Origin of the sequence: Streptomyces spinosisporus (assembly GCF_022698145.1) — a bacterium.
Lineage (GTDB): Bacteria > Actinomycetota > Actinomycetes > Streptomycetales > Streptomycetaceae > Streptomyces > Streptomyces spinosisporus.
This window is the reverse complement of record NZ_JALDAX010000032.1, coordinates 38,744-54,890: the sequence shown is the minus strand read 5'-3', so window position 1 is coordinate 54,890 and position 16,147 is coordinate 38,744. Positions and strand designations below refer to the sequence as shown.

Sequence of the window (16,147 nt, the reverse complement as noted above, 5' to 3'; positions counted from 1 at the left end):
GCCGTCCTCGGCGACCAGCGGGCCGCGATCCGCGCCGAGACATTGCGTGAGGCAGCCGACGCCATCGACCGCGAGACCCAGCAGGCGAAGAACGACGGCGTGTTGGAGCCGGACAAGTTCCGGCCCTGCCGCGACGCCTCCGCGCAGCTGCGCGCCATGGCCGCCGAGGCGCAGCAGCCCGGGCACGTCTACCTGTCGACCGGCTGCCTCCACGGCGAGCACGCCTACTGCGCGAACGTCGACGGGATCGCCGGATTGAAGAAGCCCGCGCAGTGCAAGTTCTGCGCCGCGCCCTGCACCTGCCCATGCCACACCGAGCAGCAGCCCGACACCGAGACGCTGCGCACCGCCGCTGTCGGACCGGCGCCGAAGGAGCTCCACATCCGGGTTCTGCGCGAGGTCCTCGCCCGCATGGACGGGAGCCGGGGCGACGGCGACAGCGCCACCGAGGACGTCGGCGCCGCCACCGTGCGCACCGTCCTCGTGGAGATCCTCGCCGGGATGCAGCCTACCGCCGGTCGTGCGGCAGACACCGAGGCGCAGCAGCCCGAGACCGAGGCGCCGAGCCCCGTGCACGCCGTGCCACTGCCCGGCTCCAATGGCATCAGCTCCTGCTGCGGACGCCCGCCCTGCGAGTTTGTTGGCGAGCGCGTGACCCGCAACCCGGATGAGGTCACCTGCACTGGCCGCGCCGTCCCGCAGCAGCCTGCGGCGGCCGACACCGGCGAGGAGACCGACGCGTGAGCAGCAGCGGAGGATTCACCGGAATCAGCCTCGCCGGCACCTGGGAATGCGGCGCCTGCGGTGCCACCGGCGACGGCTGGTACGACGCCGAGGACGGCGAACTGGTCCTGCACGACGAGGACGGGCAGCCCTTCGCCCCCGACGAGCATGTGTGCGGGGAGGGCTGACGTGAGTACCGCGGACCTGTTCGTCGAAGCCATCGACACTCTGATCACCCTCGGCTGGGCGCTGTGCGTCTGGGTCGTCCTCGTCAGCGCGGTCGCCGCACTGATCCTCTACGCGGTCGTCATCGTCGTGTGGTGGGCGGCCCGTTCCGTCTGGCGCGGCTGCCGCGGGGCGTGGCGGCGGCTCCAGGCGCCTCGCGGGGCCTCTTGCGGCTCTCGCGTCGTAGAGGTCCCTGAACGGCCCGCAGACGGGCGCACAGCGCGTCCCGTCCCGTCGTGGGCGCGCACCGACCACCACACCCACAAGGAAGCCGCATGACCGACCTCGTCGCGGCAACCGCCGCCATCACCAACCTCTACAAAGCCATCGGCGCCAACATCGCCGCCGCACGCCAACAGCGCGGCGCCCGGCAATCGGACCTGGCGGACGCCGTCGGCCTCACCCGCGCCTCCATCGCCAACATCGAACGCGGCGAGCAGCGCATCCAAGTCCACACCCTCATCGCCTGCGCCCAAGCTCTCAACCTCGACCCCGCCGACCTGATCTCGCAGGCGCTGGAAGGCAGCACACCGATGGCCGATCCCCTGCCCGGTGGCCAGCGGGAGGCGGCACTCCTCACCCGCCGCCTCGTCGCGGCGCGCGATCACATCGATGCGCTGCTCACGCACCTCAAGGAGGAGCAGCCGTGACCGTCCTCCGCTGGCTCGCCGCCTGCTGGCAGGACTGGCTGACCACCGCCCACGACAACGAACACCGCCGCCGCTACCGGGCGTTGCTGGCCATCGCCTACCTGCCGCTCACCATCCGCCTCGCCACCGCCAACCAGCCCGAGGAGACCCCGTGACCGACCTGCCCGCCTCCACCGCACCGGCCGCAGCTGGCAACCCGCTCGTCAAAGGCCGCTGCCCCGCCTGCCGCGGCGCGTCCCTGTTCCTCGGCAACGGCGGCTACGTCACCTGCTCCCGCCTCGACTGCCCCAACCCCAGCGCCGCCGACGACCTGCTGCACGGCGAGGCGCCGGGCCCGGCAGCAACCGAAGCGACCGGAGCGACCGATCGCGAGACGACCACCCGCGTCTTCGCCGCCCTCCACCAGTCCGCCGAGCGGGACGTCAGCTGCGTCATCACCCTCTATGAGCGGTGGGTAAAGGCAGGGCCGCCGCCGCTCGGCACGCTCATGTCCCGCTGGTGGGACCAGCGGCTCGCCGAACTGCACGCCGCGATCCTTCCATCCGCCGATCAGGCCAAGGGGAAGCCGTGACCGCGTACTGGGCCACCGAAGACCTCCCCGCCTACGCCTGGGACTCCGACCAGCCACCACCCGACGACCGACGCCTCACCGACCTGTGGGGACAGGGCCTCACCGCCACAGCAACCGACACCATGACCACCGTGCAACTCGCCAGCCAGGAGTACTTGTGATCTACCCCGCCGACGAGATCCACCAGGCCGCCAACAAGCTCCGCGGCGGCATGTGGACCATCCACCCCGACATCGCCCTACCCCTCGCCGAGATCATGGACAACTTCGCGGACAGCGAGTACGACCGCGAAGCCACCATCCAGGAGACCGACGCCCGCCACGAGCGCATGCTGCACCTCGCTCGCGCAATCAACAGGCGCCACAGGAAGAGCAGCAGCCAGAACACCGGCATGGAGATCAACATCCGGCCCGCGGCCGACGACGACTCCTACGCCAGGGGCTTCGCCGCAGGAAGGCGCGCCCGATGACCAACAGCCGAAGAGACTCCCTCATCTGCCTCACCATCGCCGCCGGATCCACCGCGTCCGGCGTGTACTTCGCCGTGCACACCAGCTGGCTGTGCCTGCTCGGCTTCTACTCCGCCGCACTCCTCCTGTGGTGCGCGTCCCGCCTCAACGCCGACCACCAACGGCAGATCGCCGCGCACGAGCAGGCACGCGGCGAGGCCGGCGCCGACGCGCCACCGCTCACGCCGTGCTGCCAGTTCTGGACCGCGTCCAAGGGTGAAGTCCACGGCGCCGACTGCACCCGCACCCGAAGGAGCAGCGCCGCATGACGACTCGCCAGACCCGATCCCAGCGCGTCATCGACCGCGGCCTGAACCGTCCGCTGCAGCTGGAGGAGGCCGTCCTCGTCACCAACGAGGTCGTCGTCGACACCGACGACGGTGAGAGCCCCTTCGGCTGGCGCGAACTGGACCCGCCGCCGCCCGTCAACCGCGCAACCCGCCGCGCCGCAGCGCGCGCCACACGGAGGAAGAACCGATGACCAGCCGCATCACACCCCCAGCTGCCCAGGGCCTCCCGCCCGGCGCACTCGACTCCGCGACCGACGGCGCCACCATGCTCGACGCCTGGGCAGAGACCCCCAATGGCCGCAACTTCCTCGCCCACGCCCTCGTTCAACTTGCTCGCGACGGCTGGCTCCCACGCCAACCCGGCGACGGCTACGAGACCATCCAAGACCGCACCGACACCCCCGAACCGCAGGAGATGCCATGACCAGCCGCCTCTTCCCCCTCGCCGATATCCTCAGCATGACCACCGGCCGGCTGCTCTCCCGCCGCCACATGGACGGCATCTACGAGATCGCCAACCACATGACTGGCGACAACTTCTTCACCCACCAGCTGCCCCGCGCCGCCGAGGCATGCGGCCCCGCGCTCCTCGACCAGCACCCGCAGTTGAGGGACGTGACGCCGCCCGAGGACATCGACGCCCCCGACCTCATGGCTTGGCTCGCTGACACCGAACGCCAGCACGGCGATCAGCTCCCCGTCACCCCGCTCCCGGCCGGGGCGTGGCAGCACCAGAACCCGATCGAAGAACTCTGCGACATGGTCGGCGCCGAGCGCGTCATCGTCGCCCCACTCCCGCCGAAGGAGTCGCAGTGACCGCCCGCCTCATCTCCAACCCCACCATCTGGCGCCTCCACTGCAGCCAGGGCCGCCGTGACGCCGTCTGCGACTGGCTCAAGGCCAACGGGCTCGACCCGCTCGCCGTGCTCTCCACCCACGACGCCATCGTCGAAGACGCACCCGACGGCGGCCAGCAGATCAAATGCACCGTCATCGAGAAAGACGCGACGCACCCCGTCGAGACCACCGTGCCCCTCGTCGTACCCGTCCCCGACGGATGGCCCCACTACACGGCCCCCGGCATGCCATCCTGAAACCAGTCCCGCCTGCCAGGCCATCCAGCCTGCGCAGGGCAACAGCCCGGGCCCGGCGGGCGGGCACTGTCACACCCTGGCGCTACCCTCGGACTGCTGCCCCGTCGTCAACCTGGCTCGCGGCCCGGCAGTGCTACTCGGCCCGGATCGCTTCACGGGCGCACGAAGACCCCGACCCTTATGGGCCGGGGTTTTCGCCGTCAGGGGCGCCTCCCGCTGTGACGCCACGACCGTACGGCCGCCGCTCAGCCCACGTCGAGACCGAGCTCCACCTCCGGCCGGCAGTACGTGCATCCCGGTACCCCGTCCGACAGCGCCACGAAGGCCTCGTGCACGTCGACCCACCGCACCTCACCCGACTCTGTCTTGCAGCCGGTCTGGTGGACGGTCGCGTACTCCTCGCCGCCACCCGACACCCGGTGCACGATCTTGAAGCGGGTCGGTGGCGGCATACGGGGGATTACAGCAGCAGGACCCCGCCTCGTCGAGACGGGGGCACAGTCGCGCGCGAGCCCTAGTTGAACCAGCGCGTGACCGCCTGCCGGTGGAAGTTCCACGTCAGCCACTTCACCGCAGCAGCATCGTCGATGTACTCGTGCTTGTCGTTGTCCTTGTCGTCCCACGTGTTCAGGACCCACAGGCCGTCCCTGGTGCGGCAGAGTGCCTGCCACTCGCCCGCACGCCTGCGCCGGGGGTGCTGGTCGTACTTGGTCGACTTCGGGTCGAACCAGCACAGCTTCGGGTCGTCCCGGGCCGTCACCTTCCCGCCCGCGAGCTCGGCGGCCGTGCGCCCGTTCACGATCACGTCAGGCGCGGCCTTCTCGGCCAGCTTCCGGGCGGTGCTGAAGTCGAAGTAGTGGCGGGCGGCCCACCGGTGGTTGCCGATTCGGTCTGAGTTGCGGATCTCTTCATCCCAGCCGCAGTCGGAGTTGAGGACTGCGCCGCGGTTGGTGGCGGCCCAGAGTTCGCCGGGCCGGGGTTTGAGGTGGATGGCGTAGTGGCGGTAGGCGGGGTGGGTGTCGGGGAGGTGGCATATGGGTTTGGGTTTCATGGTGGCCTCGCTCTCGGTTACCTCTCGGGCGCGCTGGATGGAGGCTGTCCTTTGATGTCTGTTCTCCATCCCGGCCGCGTGATCCGGTTCCGGAAGTAGGGCGCGGCAAGCCGGTAGTCGACGGCGTTCGAGCTTCCGATCTTCACCACGGGCGGGAAGTCCGGGTCTTCGCGCGAGATCTTCGACAGGCGCTGGTGGGAGATCGTCTCGACGATTCCGTCCTGAACGAGTCTTCGCGCGAGTTCGCGGAACGACACCATGTCCGGCCCTCCTTCAGCCTCGCCCATGGGCACCATCCTGTCTGACCCTGTTGCCGTGTGGCAACAGGGTCCGTTACTTTGAAGCTGGCAACAAGAAGTACGCCCCGGTCGGGCTCTCACACACCGGCCGGGGCCAGCTCGCCCAACCTGCCGTGAACAGGAAGGACAGCCGTGACACACGGTACAAGCACGCCGCAGGCGCAGCCCAGCCCCGCCACCGAGCCGTGGCCGGACGACGTGATCGCCCGGTACGAGACTGGAGTGGGCGCCATCGTCGAACTCATCGATGGCGAGCACAGCATCAAGGGCACCTGTTCCGGCTGCCCCGAGCATGCGCAGCCGTGGCCGTTCAGCTACGACCCCACGTGCAGCGGCTATCGCATGGACTCGTACGTCAAGCGCGAGGCCACCAACTGGGCGCAGGCTCACGCGGAGAAGTGCCGCGCCCTCCCGCGCCCCACCGCCTGACCCCCGCAGACTGCCGCGCCCCGGTACATCCCCCGGCCGGGGCGCGGCACTTCGCTCCAGGAGGAGCACCGTGAACACCCAGCCCGCCCAGGACAAGCCGCCCGCCATCCTCCACGGCGCCCGCCTCCTCGCCGTGCTCTCCCTCATCTGGTCCGGCTACGCCATCACCGACCTCATGCACAGCGGCCTCTTCGGCCTGTCCGTCGCCGTCGCCGGAGACGTCGGCTGGGTCACCGTCCTGTGGGCGGAGTACCGCGGCATCACCCTCGCCGGCCAGCGGTGGGCCGCACCGGCCGCCGGCTGGCTGATCGCCCTCGGTGTCGCCCTCCTCCTCGTCATCCACGGCCACGAGGCCGGAGGCCGGCCGCAGGCGATCGCGGGACCGTTCGTCGTCCTCGTCGGGAAGATCGTGTGGGCGTTCGCGCTCGCCGCGATGAAGGACCCCACCGAACCCACCCCCGAGCAGCGCGACGAACTCCACACCGAGCTGCGGGACTCCGCGCATAGCGTGGCCATGATGCACGCGCGCGCTCAGGCCCGGATCGCTCACATCCGCACGGAGGCCAGCGTCACCGTCGCCCGCGATGAGGCCGACTTCGAGATCGGACTGGAGCGGCTCGATAAGCAGGCCGCACTTCAGCGCCGCACCCCCCTCGCGCTCACGTCTCCCGTCCGCCCGGCTGAGCCGGCGAACGCGAACAGCGAGCAGTCGAACACCACGGCGAACGTGCTCTCCGCCGCCGCGAACAGCCCAGGCGAGCAGGTCGCGAACAAGGCCATCACCAGCCCCGCCCCCGCGAACACCGGCCCGAGCATGGCCGACCTCGTTCGCGAGCACGTCGCGAACAACCCGGACAACCGTGACGCCGTCGCCGCAGTGATGGCCGCCATGCCGACCGCGAACCGGGCCAGCGTCGCCGCTGCCGTACGTCGCCAGCGGCGGCACGGCCAGGGCTACAACTGACCGCCCCACCACCCGACAGGAGTAGCCACATGGCCGACAACGGCTCCGCGAACCGAGCCAACAACCGCCGCTACCGGGAGCAGCAGCGGGCTAGCCACACGCGCATCGACCTCGAATCCGGCGCCGAGTGGATCCCGCCCCGGGTCCCGCGTAACAACTACCAGGCGCAAGGCAAGAAGCAGCGCCAGCAGGCCCGCCGCCAGAAGACCACCAACCGCACCAAGAACAACACCCGCGAGTACCACATCCACATCAACAAAGGCGGCAACGACGGCGGGGGCGCGCAGGGCCAGTGGTCCAAGTCCTCCCCGATCGGCGACGCCGAGTTCCTCTCCGCAGGCCACGTCCGCGCCTTCGCCGAACGCGGCCGCCGCGCCATGCGGCAGGCCGCCATGGACTTCGCGTACGCCCACGAAGCTTTGCGCGCCGTGCTGCGCGAGGTGCCCCCGCCGCAGGGCGAGTCCCGCGGCCAGATGTACATGAAGGCCAACCGCACCGCCCGCTCCCTGAAGCGGGCCGCGAACGCAGCACAGGCCGCGTCCGCGCACTCGGCGCGGACCTGGCCGGCATTCATGCGGGAGTACCAGCCGTGGCTCGACGCCATGGGCGGCCCCCGCAAGCAGGCCCGCAGGCCCATGAACTTCGGAGCGTGAGACGACGATGATGGCGCGCCGCGAACAGACCGAACACGCAGGTCAGCCGGAGCTCGCCCCGGCCCGGCCGCACAACGGGCTGGTCACGTTCCTGTCCGACAAGGCAATCCAGCACTCCGGGCCGTTCGCGGTGTGGCTGGCCGAGTGGCCGCTCGCCGCGGCCGCGCACTGGCAGTGGGGCGGCTCCGCCGTGGCCAGTGCGTTCCTCACTCTGTCCGCGGTCGGGATCACCGGTACCACCTGGTGGGCCGGTCTTGAGCACGGGCTGAAGCGGCAGCGTCTCGCCATGGCGGTCGGTACCGCCGCGTGCGCGTCGTCCTGGTTCGCGGGCGCGGCGATCGGCGGCGCCACCACCACGCTTGCGGTGAACTCGTGGCTGATGGGCGGCCCCACGATCGCCCTGGCGTGGGCGGTCAAGCGGGCGCTGCGAACAAACGAGAACACGCAGGCCAGCGGCGACCAGCTGAAGGAAGGGCTGTTCGAGAAGATCGGCCTGGCCCGGGCCAAGGCCCGGGCGTCGAAGGTCGAGCCGAACAAGGTCACCGTCCCGGTCGAACTCGACCGCGGCAAGCAGACCCACGACGACGCGGCCAAGGCAGCGAAGGGCCTCGCCAGTGCCCTCGGCGTGCCGGAGAACGCGGTCCGCTGGGAGAAGGATCCCGAGGACGCCGGCCGTGGCCAGTACGTGATCGTGCCCGAGGACATGCTGAAGGAGCCCACCCCGTGGCCCGGCCCGTCCTGCCCGGGCGGCAGCATCGCCGACGCGCCCGTCCCGGTCGGGATCTACGAGGACGGCCCGGTCTGCGCGATCTGGTTTAACGGGGACGAGGAGACCGGCCGGAACGCGCAGCACTACCAGGTCATGGGGATGACCGGCGCCGGGAAGTCGCAGGGCGGCCGGGTCGCGCTCGTGGACCTGATGACGCGCCGCGACGTGGTGCTGTGGCTCCTCGACCCCAGCAAGGGGGCGCAGACGTTCGGGCCGATCCTGCCCGGCGCGGACTGGGCTGCCCTGTCCATGTCCGAGTGCCAGGCCGTCATCAACGTCCTCCCCAACGTGATCACCGCGCGGGCCAACCAGCTCGGCGAACACGGCTACGACCAGTGGACCGCTGAGGCCGGCGCCCGCCTGAACATGCCCTACCTGATCGTGTGGTTCGAGGAGGTCGCCAAGCTGTTCCGTGACGGCGTCGACCTTGCGCCGATCGCGCAGGAGGCCCGCTCAGCAGGGATCAGCCTGGTGTTCTCCCTGCAGCGCTCCTCCCACACGAGCATGGACACCGACGTCCGGGCGAACATCGGCGGAGCAGGCGTGTTCGGCACGAACAGCGCCACCGACTCCGGGTTCGCCCTGTCCGACGACACCATGGACGCCGGCGCCCGCCCCGAGGCGTGGAAGAACAACAAGCCCGGCTACTCCTACTGGGAGGCCGCGGGCCTCGACGAGGCACGGTTCGCGACGCCGACCCGCACGTACCTGATGGACAAGCAGGTCGCCGCGGAGACCATCGCCCGCTACCGCACGGTGCGCGCCCCCGACGTGGGGCCCGTCACCACGGCCGCAGCGGGCCCCGCTTACGCGAAGCGCAGCCGGTACGACAGCGCGGAGCAGGCCGCAGCCGAGCGGCCCGCCGGAGAGGCCACGACAGACGCCGACTTGGACGCCGACGACATGGCGTTGCACGCCACCGACCCCGAGTACGCGGACATCCCTATCGACATCGACCGTGAACTGTCGCCCGTCCCGCCGGGCCTGGACGTGCCCTTTGGTCAGCCCGGCGGGACGGTGGGGGAGAAGAGCCGGGAGGAGGCCCTCGACGAGCTGGAGGCCATCCTCAACGAGTTCGTCGACCGCGGCCAGCTCACCTTCGCCCCGGCCGACGTGTACCCGTTCCTGCCGCGTATCGGGAAGTCCGCGTCGTGGGTGCGCCGCGAGTTCCGGCGTCTCGAAGGCGACGGTGTCCTGTCCCTCACCGACGACACCGGCGTCTACCAGATCAACGTCGCACAGCCTGCCTGACCTGCACGAACAGCCCGGAACAGGTCCTGCACAGGGCCCGGCCCGGGGCCGTACAGGCCACGAAACAGCACCGCACAGCACCGCACACCCCACTGACCAGCACGAACAACGGAACAGGCCTGTGCAGCCCGTCGCACAGGCCCCGCCGATTTCCCTATACGCGCGCGCGAGGAACACCCCCTCGCACAGCACGCCGCACAGCCCACCGAACAGCAGGCCCGAGGAGCCCCCCGTGAAGACCCTGGCACTGATCGTCGACACCGTCCGGTGGCTCTGCCACGCCGCCACCGGCTACGGCGTGCTCTGGGTCGCAGGCAGCACCTGGCCCACCCCCGTCGCCGTCACCGTGATCTGCACCGCGGCCGGCGTCGACTACCTCGCCACCCGGCCGCTGCGGTGGGCGGCCGACTGGCTCACCGCCAACACTCACGTCTAGGAGAACCCGATGCCCGCCCCCAAGCGCCGCCCATCCAACGGGCTGCCCGTCGCCGCCATCGTCATCGTCCTGGTGCTCACCGCGGCCCGCTGGATCGCCGCGCACCCCGTGTTCGGTGTTCTCGCCCTGTTCGTGTTCGCAGGGGTGCTCGTGTTCGCCGCAGTTGTTCGCTACCGCGGTGCCCGCGTCCGCTGGCGCAAGCCGCTCCCGGCGGCGGACCCCTACCGGATGAGCCCCGCCGAGTTCGAGCACTACCTCGCCGACCTCTGCGCCCGCGACGGCTGCCGCAACGTGCGCGTCGTCGGCGGCGCCAACGACCACGGCGCCGACGTCCTCTACACCGACCCGCACGGCCGCCCCGGCATGATCCAGGCGAAGCGGTACGCGCCCGGCAACAGCGTCGGCAACGAGCACGTACAGATCGTCAACGGCACCTACCGCGACGCCCACTCCTGCGCCCACGCCGCGATCGTCACCACCTCCCATTTCACGCAGGCCGCGCAGGCGTACGCGAAGCGGGTCGGGATCGCACTCCTCGACAACACCCGCCTCGACATGTGGGCGCGTGGCTACCAGCACGCCGCGCCCTGGAACTGAACGGAGACCATGAGATGTCTGCGCTGCCTGAGCAGTACCAGCGCTACGCCCAGCTCGGGCAGCCCGCGGTCCGGCACGGCGCCGTCGAGCTGTACGACGAGGTCGATCCGATTGTGTACGTCGCCGACCCCTACGACCCGCGCCGGTCGATCCCTGTGCGTCAGTCGTCGCTGCTGCCTGCTGCTCCTACGCCGCCGCGGGATCTCACCCCGCAGCCGCTCATCGACCCCGTGGCGCAGCGCATGTTCGCTGGGGGAGTCGGGGTCGGTGCGGCCGGGGCGGGGCTCGGGTTCGGTGCCGGGCAACTCGCCGCGGGGATCGCGATGATGGGCACGTCCGGGATGGCGATTCTGCTCGGCCTGCTCCTCGCCGTGGGGAGCCTGCGGGGGCGGGGCGTGGTGAACATCCACAACGAGGTGCACCAGCATGCGCGTTGGGGAGGGAAGAACCACACAGAGCTGTGAACCCCGTGCCACACTGGAGGCTCACGCCGGGTAGCGCCCGGCATAACGAGGCCCCGCCATCTCCCCCCGTGGATGGCGGGGCCTTTGCCGTGCCCGGGGGCGGTGTCACTCGTTCGGGTGACTGACGCGCGCGCCGGCCGCGCCTACGGTCGGAGGCCGGAGCGATCGTGATGCACCCGCGTGTTCGCAGCGCGCGACGGGGATCGGGTCGAGCTGCGACGGCTTCCTCGTAACGGTCGCTCCGACGGCGGCGCTCCTGGTCTTCCGAGGACGTGAGGGGCGCCGCCTCATGATGCGGCCCCGCCTGGAAGCCAGTTCCGGGCGGGGCCCTCGTCAGGTGGTGGGCGCTTCCTTCGAAGCCAGGAACGAGCGGTCGGTGTCATCCGAAGGCAGCGTGCAGTAGCTCGGGCTACCGATCGCCCAGCCCGTCCCTGGCATGTCGCAGACTACGTCCGCCGGGTGCCTGTCCTCGTAGACGAAGGTGCGCTGCGCCTGTGCCATGTGCTCGTCGCAGATGAGTGAGAACTCGGCGAGCGGGGCGAGGCGCCATGCGATATGCCAGGTGGCTGGCGCACCGCAGCTCGGACTGTCGTCAGTGTCGCGAGAGCCACATCGGGGGTCGCCGATACGCTTGGTAGGTGTGAGGTTTGGCGACGTCATGGGGTTTCTCCTCGTCGCATGCGGCGGGCGTCTGCGGTCAGTCCCAATGCCTCGGCTTCGTCGGGGTCGGTGATCTGGCGGCCCGGGCTGAGCACCATCGGGTGGCCCTTCCGCGTGCTGTGGGGGAGAGTGCCACCGCTTGGCCGTGGGCGGCGCAAGCTGCGGACCACCCGGTCCCAGATCCGAAGCGGCCAGCGCAGCCACTTGGGGGCGCCCGGTCGGCTGCCCCACGTTCCGCAAGCGGCTGCGTAGGCGGTGATCGCGCTGAGGGCGAGTGACCACCACGCGCTCATGCGGTCTCCTCGCTGCTCGCCGGGCGCATCGCCCTCACCAGCGTGGCCAGAGCCGGGGCCGCCGACTGCACGGCCGCCCTCGCGTAATCGACCAGCGTCTGCTCCATCGGCGACAGCGGCCGAGGCTCGGCGCGCGGCGGCGTCTCGTCGGCGTGGCGGGCGAGCTGGTGGTAGGCGCGGCCGGCGTTCGGGTACGGGCGATGGTTCACGAGGTGGACTCCGGCATCAGGGTGTTGATCGGTTCGAAGTCGGGTGGCAGAGGGGCGAACGGGCGCTCGGGTAGCTCTGCACCGTCGCGTCGTAGGTACCAGCGCACCAGGTCCTTGATGACGGCTGCGCGGTCGCCACCGGGCGCACGGGCGGCGAGGTCTGCCCAGTCCTGGTCTTCGATGCGGACTGAACGGTGCTTAGTCTTCGGGGCGTTCGGCATGGGTCCACGGTATCGCGGGTGTACTGACACCGGTAGGCCCGAACCCCTTGCGGTGTACGTACACCTCGCGCTACGGTGTACGTACACCAGGAACGAGGGGAACCGAGATGATCCAGTCGAACCGCACCCGCCGCGCCACCCTCCGCCAGCGCCGCCAGCAGACCAACGCCCAATCCCGCATCCGCAAGAACGGCCGCGCATCCCTCGCCACCCACGCCATCGCCGCCGGACTCACCCCCAGCCAGGCTCGCAGCGTCGCCGGATCCCTCCGTAAGGCCGCCGCGAAGCTCGGCATCGACGGCCAGGCCTGCACCGTTTTCAAAGCCGGACGCGCCCGTCACGGCTACCGCTACACCCGGAGCCAGGTCGCCATCCTCGCCGCCACCTACAAGCCTCGGAAGCCCGCCTACAAGGTCGCCGCCGCCCGCCTCGCGCTGGCCGCCTGACCGATCGGAGCCCAGCCCATGCCCGCCACCCGCTACCAGGTCCGTAAGGCCCGCTCCGGCTGGTACGTCCTCGACACCCGCACCGGCACGGTGTGGACCGGCCTCGTCCACGCCGGCGCCCTCCAACTCGCCGCACGACTCAACCGCAACGCCTGACCTGAGAGGAGCTCCCATGCTCACCCTGACCAAGGACGCCGTCACCCTCTACGACATCCAGACCAACACCACCTGGGAGCAGATGAGCCACCGCGACGCCGAACGCGACCTCGCCGCCTGCCGCAGGCTCGGCGACACCCTGCAGGAGTACGACACCACCGACCGCGCGGGAAACCCGCTGCGCGTCATCCTGCAGATCGGGGCGAACGACTACTACAGCGGCCCCGACATGGGCGGCGTATACGAGTTCACCCGTTGACCTCGCACAGCAGAAGGCCCCGCTCCCACCCGGGAACGGGGCCTCTGCCATGCAGCCATCAGTCGATGAACGACCCATCCGCACGCCGCAGATGACGCGACCGCAGATGCCTGCACTGCGGGCAATGCCGCATCCCACCCCGCTTCACCAACCACGAGATCCCGCACGTCATCAAATGCATGAACCCCACGGCCCAGTTCTGCCCGAGCCGCGTAATCCCCGGCATCGTGCACGTCTCACAATCCCGACAACCGGCCACCACAAACCCCCCAACAGGCGCGCCCCCTGCGCGCAGTGCCGGAAGGCTACCGCCCCAGCACCGCAGCCTCCTCTTCCGTGAGCGGATCCTCGTTAAGCCACGTGTGATCGTCGCCCATCGCCGGCGGCGTATGCACGAGATGATCGCCCACATGGCGGCCAGCCGGATCGTCGCTCCAGTGGACGCACTGCAACTCCAGGCCGGCGCCTTCAACATCGATGGTGTCTGTGGCAGGACAGCGGTTCGGCATGATGGGCCTCCTAGACGGCGATCCAGTTGCTGCCGTCAGATCGCAGGGTGACGGCGTCCCACTGCGCGGCCAGGTCGCGGGTGGCGTCGCCATTGATGGTCTCCCCGCCGGACGGATCGATGGTCACCGCGTTCGCTGAGGCATCGGCCTTGACGATCGTGTAGGCGACCAGGTTGGACACCGCAGACGGCAGACTCACCGTCACCGCCCCATCGGCCGCGTCAACCTTCAACACCCGGTCGATCGGCCGGGCCGTGGCCGAGGCGCTGATCTCCCGGACCGCGCTGCCGGCCTGCCCGTCCTCCGACACGATGCCGGTCGGATTGTCGTGCGTGAGCCCGGACTCGGCGAAGATACCCGTCCAGCAGATCTTCCCCCGCGCGGCGGCCATGTGCGCGGCCTGCCCGGCGATGTTCGGCGTCGACGACTCGGTGCTGAGCTGGTCGATGTGGACGATCGGGCCGATGCCGCCCGACCCGGCACCCATGATGTACACCTCGTTGACGCAGTTCTCGATGGACGCCGAATCGATCTTCATCGCGTGGACGCTGCCCACACTGCCCGCGTAGGTGCCGACGATGACGATCCCCGCCCAGCCGTACAGGGACATGAAGCGGTCCATCTTCATGTGCTCGGTCGCGAACATGGCGTACGTGTAGCCACCGTTGCACGACACGTCCGGGACCTTGACGTAGTCGTTGTTCCCGGGCGCCGACAGGAGCAGGCCGACCGAAAGCCCGGTACCGAACACCCCGGGCGACGAGTAGTCCGTCGAGGGGCTGGCGACCGTCCCGGCCGTGCCGTAGGACAGCCCGTCGATGTGGGTCTTGGCGCAGCCCCAGAAGTTCGCGGCCCCGTAGGTCAGGCCGAACGAACTGTGCGTGGTGACGATCGACAGGTTCGTGATCGCGGCCAGCATGTTGCTGAAGTTCGCGGCCGTGCCGTACCCAGAGCCCTCGTTCGGGCCGCAGATCACGGCCGGGTTGCCGTGGGCGTTGATATCGGCGGTCTGCGCGCTGGTCGACGCGTACACGCCGAGGGAGATGATGCAGGCCCCGGAGGCGAGCGGCACGGTCTGCAGCCAGGACCGGACCGGGGCGCCGATGCTACCGCCGGCGAAGTGCAGGGTGCGCTGGTCGCCGCTCATGGCGTACGGGCCAAAGACGATCTGCCCGTTGCCGCTCTTGCTGCTGTTGAGGGAGCCCGCCGCAACGAAGGGCAGTGGAGGGAAGTAGACCTGCGCGTAGGTGTGATTGACCAGGTACGCCTCGGCGGCGGCCACGGCGGCCTGGATGGCCGCGGTGTCGTCCGTGCCCCAGATGACGACCGCGCCGGTGAGGTTCGAGCCGGACGCATTCGACGCGGCAAGCGTCACCTGGGTAGAGCTCACACGCGCGACGATGGTCGTGACCAGAGTGGTCACACCGTTGATGGCCGCGCCCTTGACCGAGATGGCCTTGCCGACGTCGCCAGGCTGGAAGCTGGCCGTCGCGCTGGTCAGGGTCGTCGACCCGGACGTCATCGCGCCGTCGGCGACCACCTTCGCATCACCCTTCGCGCCGTAGGGTGCGGCGGTGACGTCGAACACCCAGGGCTGCAGCGGCCGGTACTTGCCCGCGGCGTCGGCGATCGCTGCGCTCTGCGCGCCAGCCGCAGCCCCCAGGGCATCGTAGGCGCCGTCCGCCCGGGTGACCTCGGCGCTGATCTTCCCGTCGGTGTAGCCCGCCGCGCTGCTCAACGCAGAAGCCGCGGCGCCCGCCGCATCGAACGCGGCGACATCCTGCGTCGCCGCCGTGCCGAGCCCCAGGTTGCCACGGGCCGTGGGCTTGTCCGTGAGGTCGGCCAGGTTCGACGCCTTCTGCGCGGCGCCCACGATCCGGGAGTCGTCGCCCGAGGCGAAGGTGCCCGCAGTCGTGCCAGCCGTCGGTGCGGCCGGTGTGCCGTGCGTGTGATCGCCGCGGGAGTAGGTCGTGCTCACGCCCGCTTCGGCCGGCTGCCCGTAGTCGACCTCGTCGACGACCGTGTCCGACGGCGTCCCATGCCCGCCACCGCCCGGCACCGACACCACGACACCGTCCGAGGCCTCCACCTCGACCAGCGTCGACAAGTCCACGGTCCCGGCCGAGGCGGGGATGGACACGTTGTAGCTGCGGGCCTTCTCGTTCGACAGCAGCTGGTCGAGCCGGTACGTCCAGCCGACCGGCTCGAACCCCTCGGCGTCGTTGGGTAGGACGGCCTTCGACGGGAACGAACCGGACGCGCCGATCGTGAAGTTGACCTCGCCGACGGCGATGATGCCGTGCTCCGCCGACACCACCTCCCGCACCGACGGAGTCAGGATGATCGTGCCGGTCTGGTAGTCGCCGTCGAGGGTGCGGTAGCCGTTCGCCGGGGCGGCGATCGTCACGGTCTGAACGCCA

General features: G+C 70.3%; 30 protein-coding genes and 1 pseudogene. 23 read left to right on the top strand and 8 right to left on the bottom strand.

Annotation, left to right across the window (positions count from 1 at the left end):
* The 13 genes and pseudogenes from MQN93_RS42355 to MQN93_RS42295 all read left to right on the top strand — a co-directional run.
* Positions 1 to 744: pseudogene (locus tag MQN93_RS42355) on the top strand (hypothetical protein); the annotation flags it as partial.
* Positions 741 to 911 (top strand): hypothetical protein, encoded by a 171-nt coding sequence (locus tag MQN93_RS42350; RefSeq protein ID WP_242713705.1) that lies wholly within the window; start codon positions 741 to 743, stop codon positions 909 to 911. The pseudogene MQN93_RS42355 and the gene MQN93_RS42350, both read left to right, overlap by 4 nt.
* A 1-nt stretch (position 912) precedes the next feature.
* Positions 913 to 1,227: a hypothetical protein gene (locus MQN93_RS42345; protein ID WP_242713704.1), complete on the top strand. Its 315-nt coding sequence runs from the start codon at positions 913 to 915 to the stop codon at positions 1,225 to 1,227.
* Complete coding sequence (locus MQN93_RS42340) at positions 1,224 to 1,598, top strand: helix-turn-helix domain-containing protein (protein ID WP_242713703.1); 375 nt, start codon at positions 1,224 to 1,226, stop codon at positions 1,596 to 1,598. The genes MQN93_RS42345 and MQN93_RS42340 overlap by 4 nt, the downstream gene beginning before the upstream one ends.
* The gene (locus MQN93_RS42335; protein WP_242713702.1) at positions 1,595 to 1,753 is read left to right on the top strand and encodes a hypothetical protein; all 159 of its coding nucleotides are present in this window, start codon (positions 1,595 to 1,597) and stop codon (positions 1,751 to 1,753) included. The genes MQN93_RS42340 and MQN93_RS42335 overlap by 4 nt, the downstream gene beginning before the upstream one ends.
* The gene (locus tag MQN93_RS42330) at positions 1,750 to 2,169 is read left to right on the top strand and encodes a DUF6085 family protein (protein ID WP_242713701.1); all 420 of its coding nucleotides are present in this window, start codon (positions 1,750 to 1,752) and stop codon (positions 2,167 to 2,169) included. Before MQN93_RS42335 ends, MQN93_RS42330 begins: the two co-directional genes overlap by 4 nt.
* Complete coding sequence (locus MQN93_RS42325; protein ID WP_242713700.1) at positions 2,166 to 2,330, top strand: hypothetical protein; 165 nt, start codon at positions 2,166 to 2,168, stop codon at positions 2,328 to 2,330. The genes MQN93_RS42330 and MQN93_RS42325 overlap by 4 nt, the downstream gene beginning before the upstream one ends.
* Positions 2,327 to 2,638: a hypothetical protein gene (locus MQN93_RS42320; protein ID WP_242713699.1), complete on the top strand. Its 312-nt coding sequence runs from the start codon at positions 2,327 to 2,329 to the stop codon at positions 2,636 to 2,638. Before MQN93_RS42325 ends, MQN93_RS42320 begins: the two co-directional genes overlap by 4 nt.
* Positions 2,635 to 2,946 (top strand): hypothetical protein, encoded by a 312-nt coding sequence (locus tag MQN93_RS42315; RefSeq protein WP_242713698.1) that lies wholly within the window; start codon positions 2,635 to 2,637, stop codon positions 2,944 to 2,946. Before MQN93_RS42320 ends, MQN93_RS42315 begins: the two co-directional genes overlap by 4 nt.
* The gene (locus MQN93_RS42310; protein WP_242713697.1) at positions 2,943 to 3,158 is read left to right on the top strand and encodes a hypothetical protein; all 216 of its coding nucleotides are present in this window, start codon (positions 2,943 to 2,945) and stop codon (positions 3,156 to 3,158) included. Before MQN93_RS42315 ends, MQN93_RS42310 begins: the two co-directional genes overlap by 4 nt.
* The gene (locus tag MQN93_RS42305) at positions 3,155 to 3,391 is read left to right on the top strand and encodes a hypothetical protein (protein WP_242713696.1); all 237 of its coding nucleotides are present in this window, start codon (positions 3,155 to 3,157) and stop codon (positions 3,389 to 3,391) included. Before MQN93_RS42310 ends, MQN93_RS42305 begins: the two co-directional genes overlap by 4 nt.
* A complete protein-coding gene (locus MQN93_RS42300; protein ID WP_242713695.1) occupies positions 3,388 to 3,783 on the top strand; it encodes a DUF7736 domain-containing protein in 396 nt (131 codons plus the stop codon). The genes MQN93_RS42305 and MQN93_RS42300 overlap by 4 nt, the downstream gene beginning before the upstream one ends.
* Positions 3,780 to 4,061 (top strand): hypothetical protein, encoded by a 282-nt coding sequence (locus MQN93_RS42295; protein WP_242713694.1) that lies wholly within the window; start codon positions 3,780 to 3,782, stop codon positions 4,059 to 4,061. The genes MQN93_RS42300 and MQN93_RS42295 overlap by 4 nt, the downstream gene beginning before the upstream one ends.
* Positions 4,062 to 4,306: 245 nt before the next feature.
* Here the strand turns inward: MQN93_RS42295 and MQN93_RS42290 are convergent, their stop codons facing one another.
* The 3 genes from MQN93_RS42290 to MQN93_RS42280 all read right to left on the bottom strand — a co-directional run bounded on the left by MQN93_RS42290 (position 4,307) and on the right by MQN93_RS42280 (position 5,399).
* A complete protein-coding gene (locus MQN93_RS42290; RefSeq protein ID WP_242713693.1) occupies positions 4,307 to 4,513 on the bottom strand; it encodes a DUF6233 domain-containing protein in 207 nt (68 codons plus the stop codon).
* Between the two features lie 62 nt (positions 4,514 to 4,575).
* Positions 4,576 to 5,112: a hypothetical protein gene (locus MQN93_RS42285; RefSeq protein WP_242713692.1), complete on the bottom strand. Its 537-nt coding sequence runs from the start codon at positions 5,110 to 5,112 to the stop codon at positions 4,576 to 4,578.
* Positions 5,113 to 5,129: 17 nt separating this feature from the next.
* Positions 5,130 to 5,399: a hypothetical protein gene (locus MQN93_RS42280; protein ID WP_242713691.1), complete on the bottom strand. Its 270-nt coding sequence runs from the start codon at positions 5,397 to 5,399 to the stop codon at positions 5,130 to 5,132.
* Between the two features lie 144 nt (positions 5,400 to 5,543).
* Between MQN93_RS42280 and MQN93_RS42275 the strand changes: the two genes are divergently transcribed.
* From MQN93_RS42275 to MQN93_RS42245, 7 genes are all read left to right on the top strand, one after another.
* Entirely contained in the window at positions 5,544 to 5,840 is a 297-nt protein-coding gene (locus tag MQN93_RS42275; RefSeq protein ID WP_242713690.1) for a hypothetical protein, read from the top strand.
* 70 nt (positions 5,841 to 5,910) lie between these two features.
* Complete coding sequence (locus MQN93_RS42270; RefSeq protein WP_242713689.1) at positions 5,911 to 6,804, top strand: hypothetical protein; 894 nt, start codon at positions 5,911 to 5,913, stop codon at positions 6,802 to 6,804.
* A 29-nt stretch (positions 6,805 to 6,833) separates the two neighbouring features.
* Entirely contained in the window at positions 6,834 to 7,457 is a 624-nt protein-coding gene (traA, locus tag MQN93_RS42265; RefSeq protein ID WP_242713688.1) for a plasmid transfer protein TraA, read from the top strand.
* 7 nt (positions 7,458 to 7,464) lie between these two features.
* Positions 7,465 to 9,477, top strand: a complete 2,013-nt coding sequence (locus tag MQN93_RS42260; protein ID WP_242713687.1) for an FtsK/SpoIIIE domain-containing protein — start codon at positions 7,465 to 7,467, stop codon at positions 9,475 to 9,477.
* Between the two features lie 232 nt (positions 9,478 to 9,709).
* Entirely contained in the window at positions 9,710 to 9,913 is a 204-nt protein-coding gene (locus tag MQN93_RS42255; RefSeq protein ID WP_242713686.1) for a hypothetical protein, read from the top strand.
* A gap of 9 nt (positions 9,914 to 9,922) precedes the next feature.
* Positions 9,923 to 10,510: a restriction endonuclease gene (locus MQN93_RS42250; protein WP_242713685.1), complete on the top strand. Its 588-nt coding sequence runs from the start codon at positions 9,923 to 9,925 to the stop codon at positions 10,508 to 10,510.
* Between the two features lie 14 nt (positions 10,511 to 10,524).
* The gene (locus MQN93_RS42245) at positions 10,525 to 10,974 is read left to right on the top strand and encodes a hypothetical protein (protein ID WP_242713684.1); all 450 of its coding nucleotides are present in this window, start codon (positions 10,525 to 10,527) and stop codon (positions 10,972 to 10,974) included.
* Between the two features lie 333 nt (positions 10,975 to 11,307).
* Here the strand turns inward: MQN93_RS42245 and MQN93_RS42240 are convergent, their stop codons facing one another.
* From MQN93_RS42240 to MQN93_RS42230, 3 genes are all read right to left on the bottom strand, one after another.
* Complete coding sequence (locus tag MQN93_RS42240) at positions 11,308 to 11,634, bottom strand: hypothetical protein (protein ID WP_242713683.1); 327 nt, start codon at positions 11,632 to 11,634, stop codon at positions 11,308 to 11,310.
* A 289-nt stretch (positions 11,635 to 11,923) separates the two neighbouring features.
* On the bottom strand, positions 11,924 to 12,136 hold the full coding sequence (locus tag MQN93_RS42235) for a hypothetical protein (RefSeq protein ID WP_242713682.1): 213 nt from the start codon (positions 12,134 to 12,136) through the stop codon (positions 11,924 to 11,926).
* Positions 12,133 to 12,357, bottom strand: coding sequence for a hypothetical protein (locus MQN93_RS42230; RefSeq protein ID WP_242713681.1), 225 nt, complete (start codon positions 12,355 to 12,357; stop codon positions 12,133 to 12,135). Before MQN93_RS42230 ends, MQN93_RS42235 begins: the two co-directional genes overlap by 4 nt.
* A 107-nt stretch (positions 12,358 to 12,464) precedes the next feature.
* Between MQN93_RS42230 and MQN93_RS42225 the strand changes: the two genes are divergently transcribed.
* Genes MQN93_RS42225 through MQN93_RS42215 form a run of 3 tightly spaced genes read left to right on the top strand, consistent with a single transcriptional unit; the run spans position 12,465 to position 13,218 of the window.
* Positions 12,465 to 12,803 carry a hypothetical protein gene (locus MQN93_RS42225; protein WP_242713680.1) on the top strand — a complete coding sequence of 113 codons (339 nt, stop codon included), beginning with the start codon at positions 12,465 to 12,467 and terminating at the stop codon, positions 12,801 to 12,803.
* Between the two features lie 18 nt (positions 12,804 to 12,821).
* Positions 12,822 to 12,959: a hypothetical protein gene (locus MQN93_RS42220; RefSeq protein WP_242713679.1), complete on the top strand. Its 138-nt coding sequence runs from the start codon at positions 12,822 to 12,824 to the stop codon at positions 12,957 to 12,959.
* Between the two features lie 16 nt (positions 12,960 to 12,975).
* Positions 12,976 to 13,218 (top strand): hypothetical protein, encoded by a 243-nt coding sequence (locus tag MQN93_RS42215; RefSeq protein ID WP_242713678.1) that lies wholly within the window; start codon positions 12,976 to 12,978, stop codon positions 13,216 to 13,218.
* A gap of 305 nt (positions 13,219 to 13,523) precedes the next feature.
* On the opposite strand, the gene MQN93_RS42210 is transcribed toward MQN93_RS42215, so the two are convergent.
* Both MQN93_RS42210 and MQN93_RS42205 read right to left on the bottom strand, forming a co-directional pair.
* Positions 13,524 to 13,727 (bottom strand): hypothetical protein, encoded by a 204-nt coding sequence (locus MQN93_RS42210; RefSeq protein WP_242713677.1) that lies wholly within the window; start codon positions 13,725 to 13,727, stop codon positions 13,524 to 13,526.
* A gap of 10 nt (positions 13,728 to 13,737) precedes the next feature.
* On the bottom strand, positions 13,738 to 16,134 hold the full coding sequence (locus tag MQN93_RS42205) for a hypothetical protein (protein ID WP_242713676.1): 2,397 nt from the start codon (positions 16,132 to 16,134) through the stop codon (positions 13,738 to 13,740).
* Positions 16,135 to 16,147 lie beyond the last annotated feature (13 nt).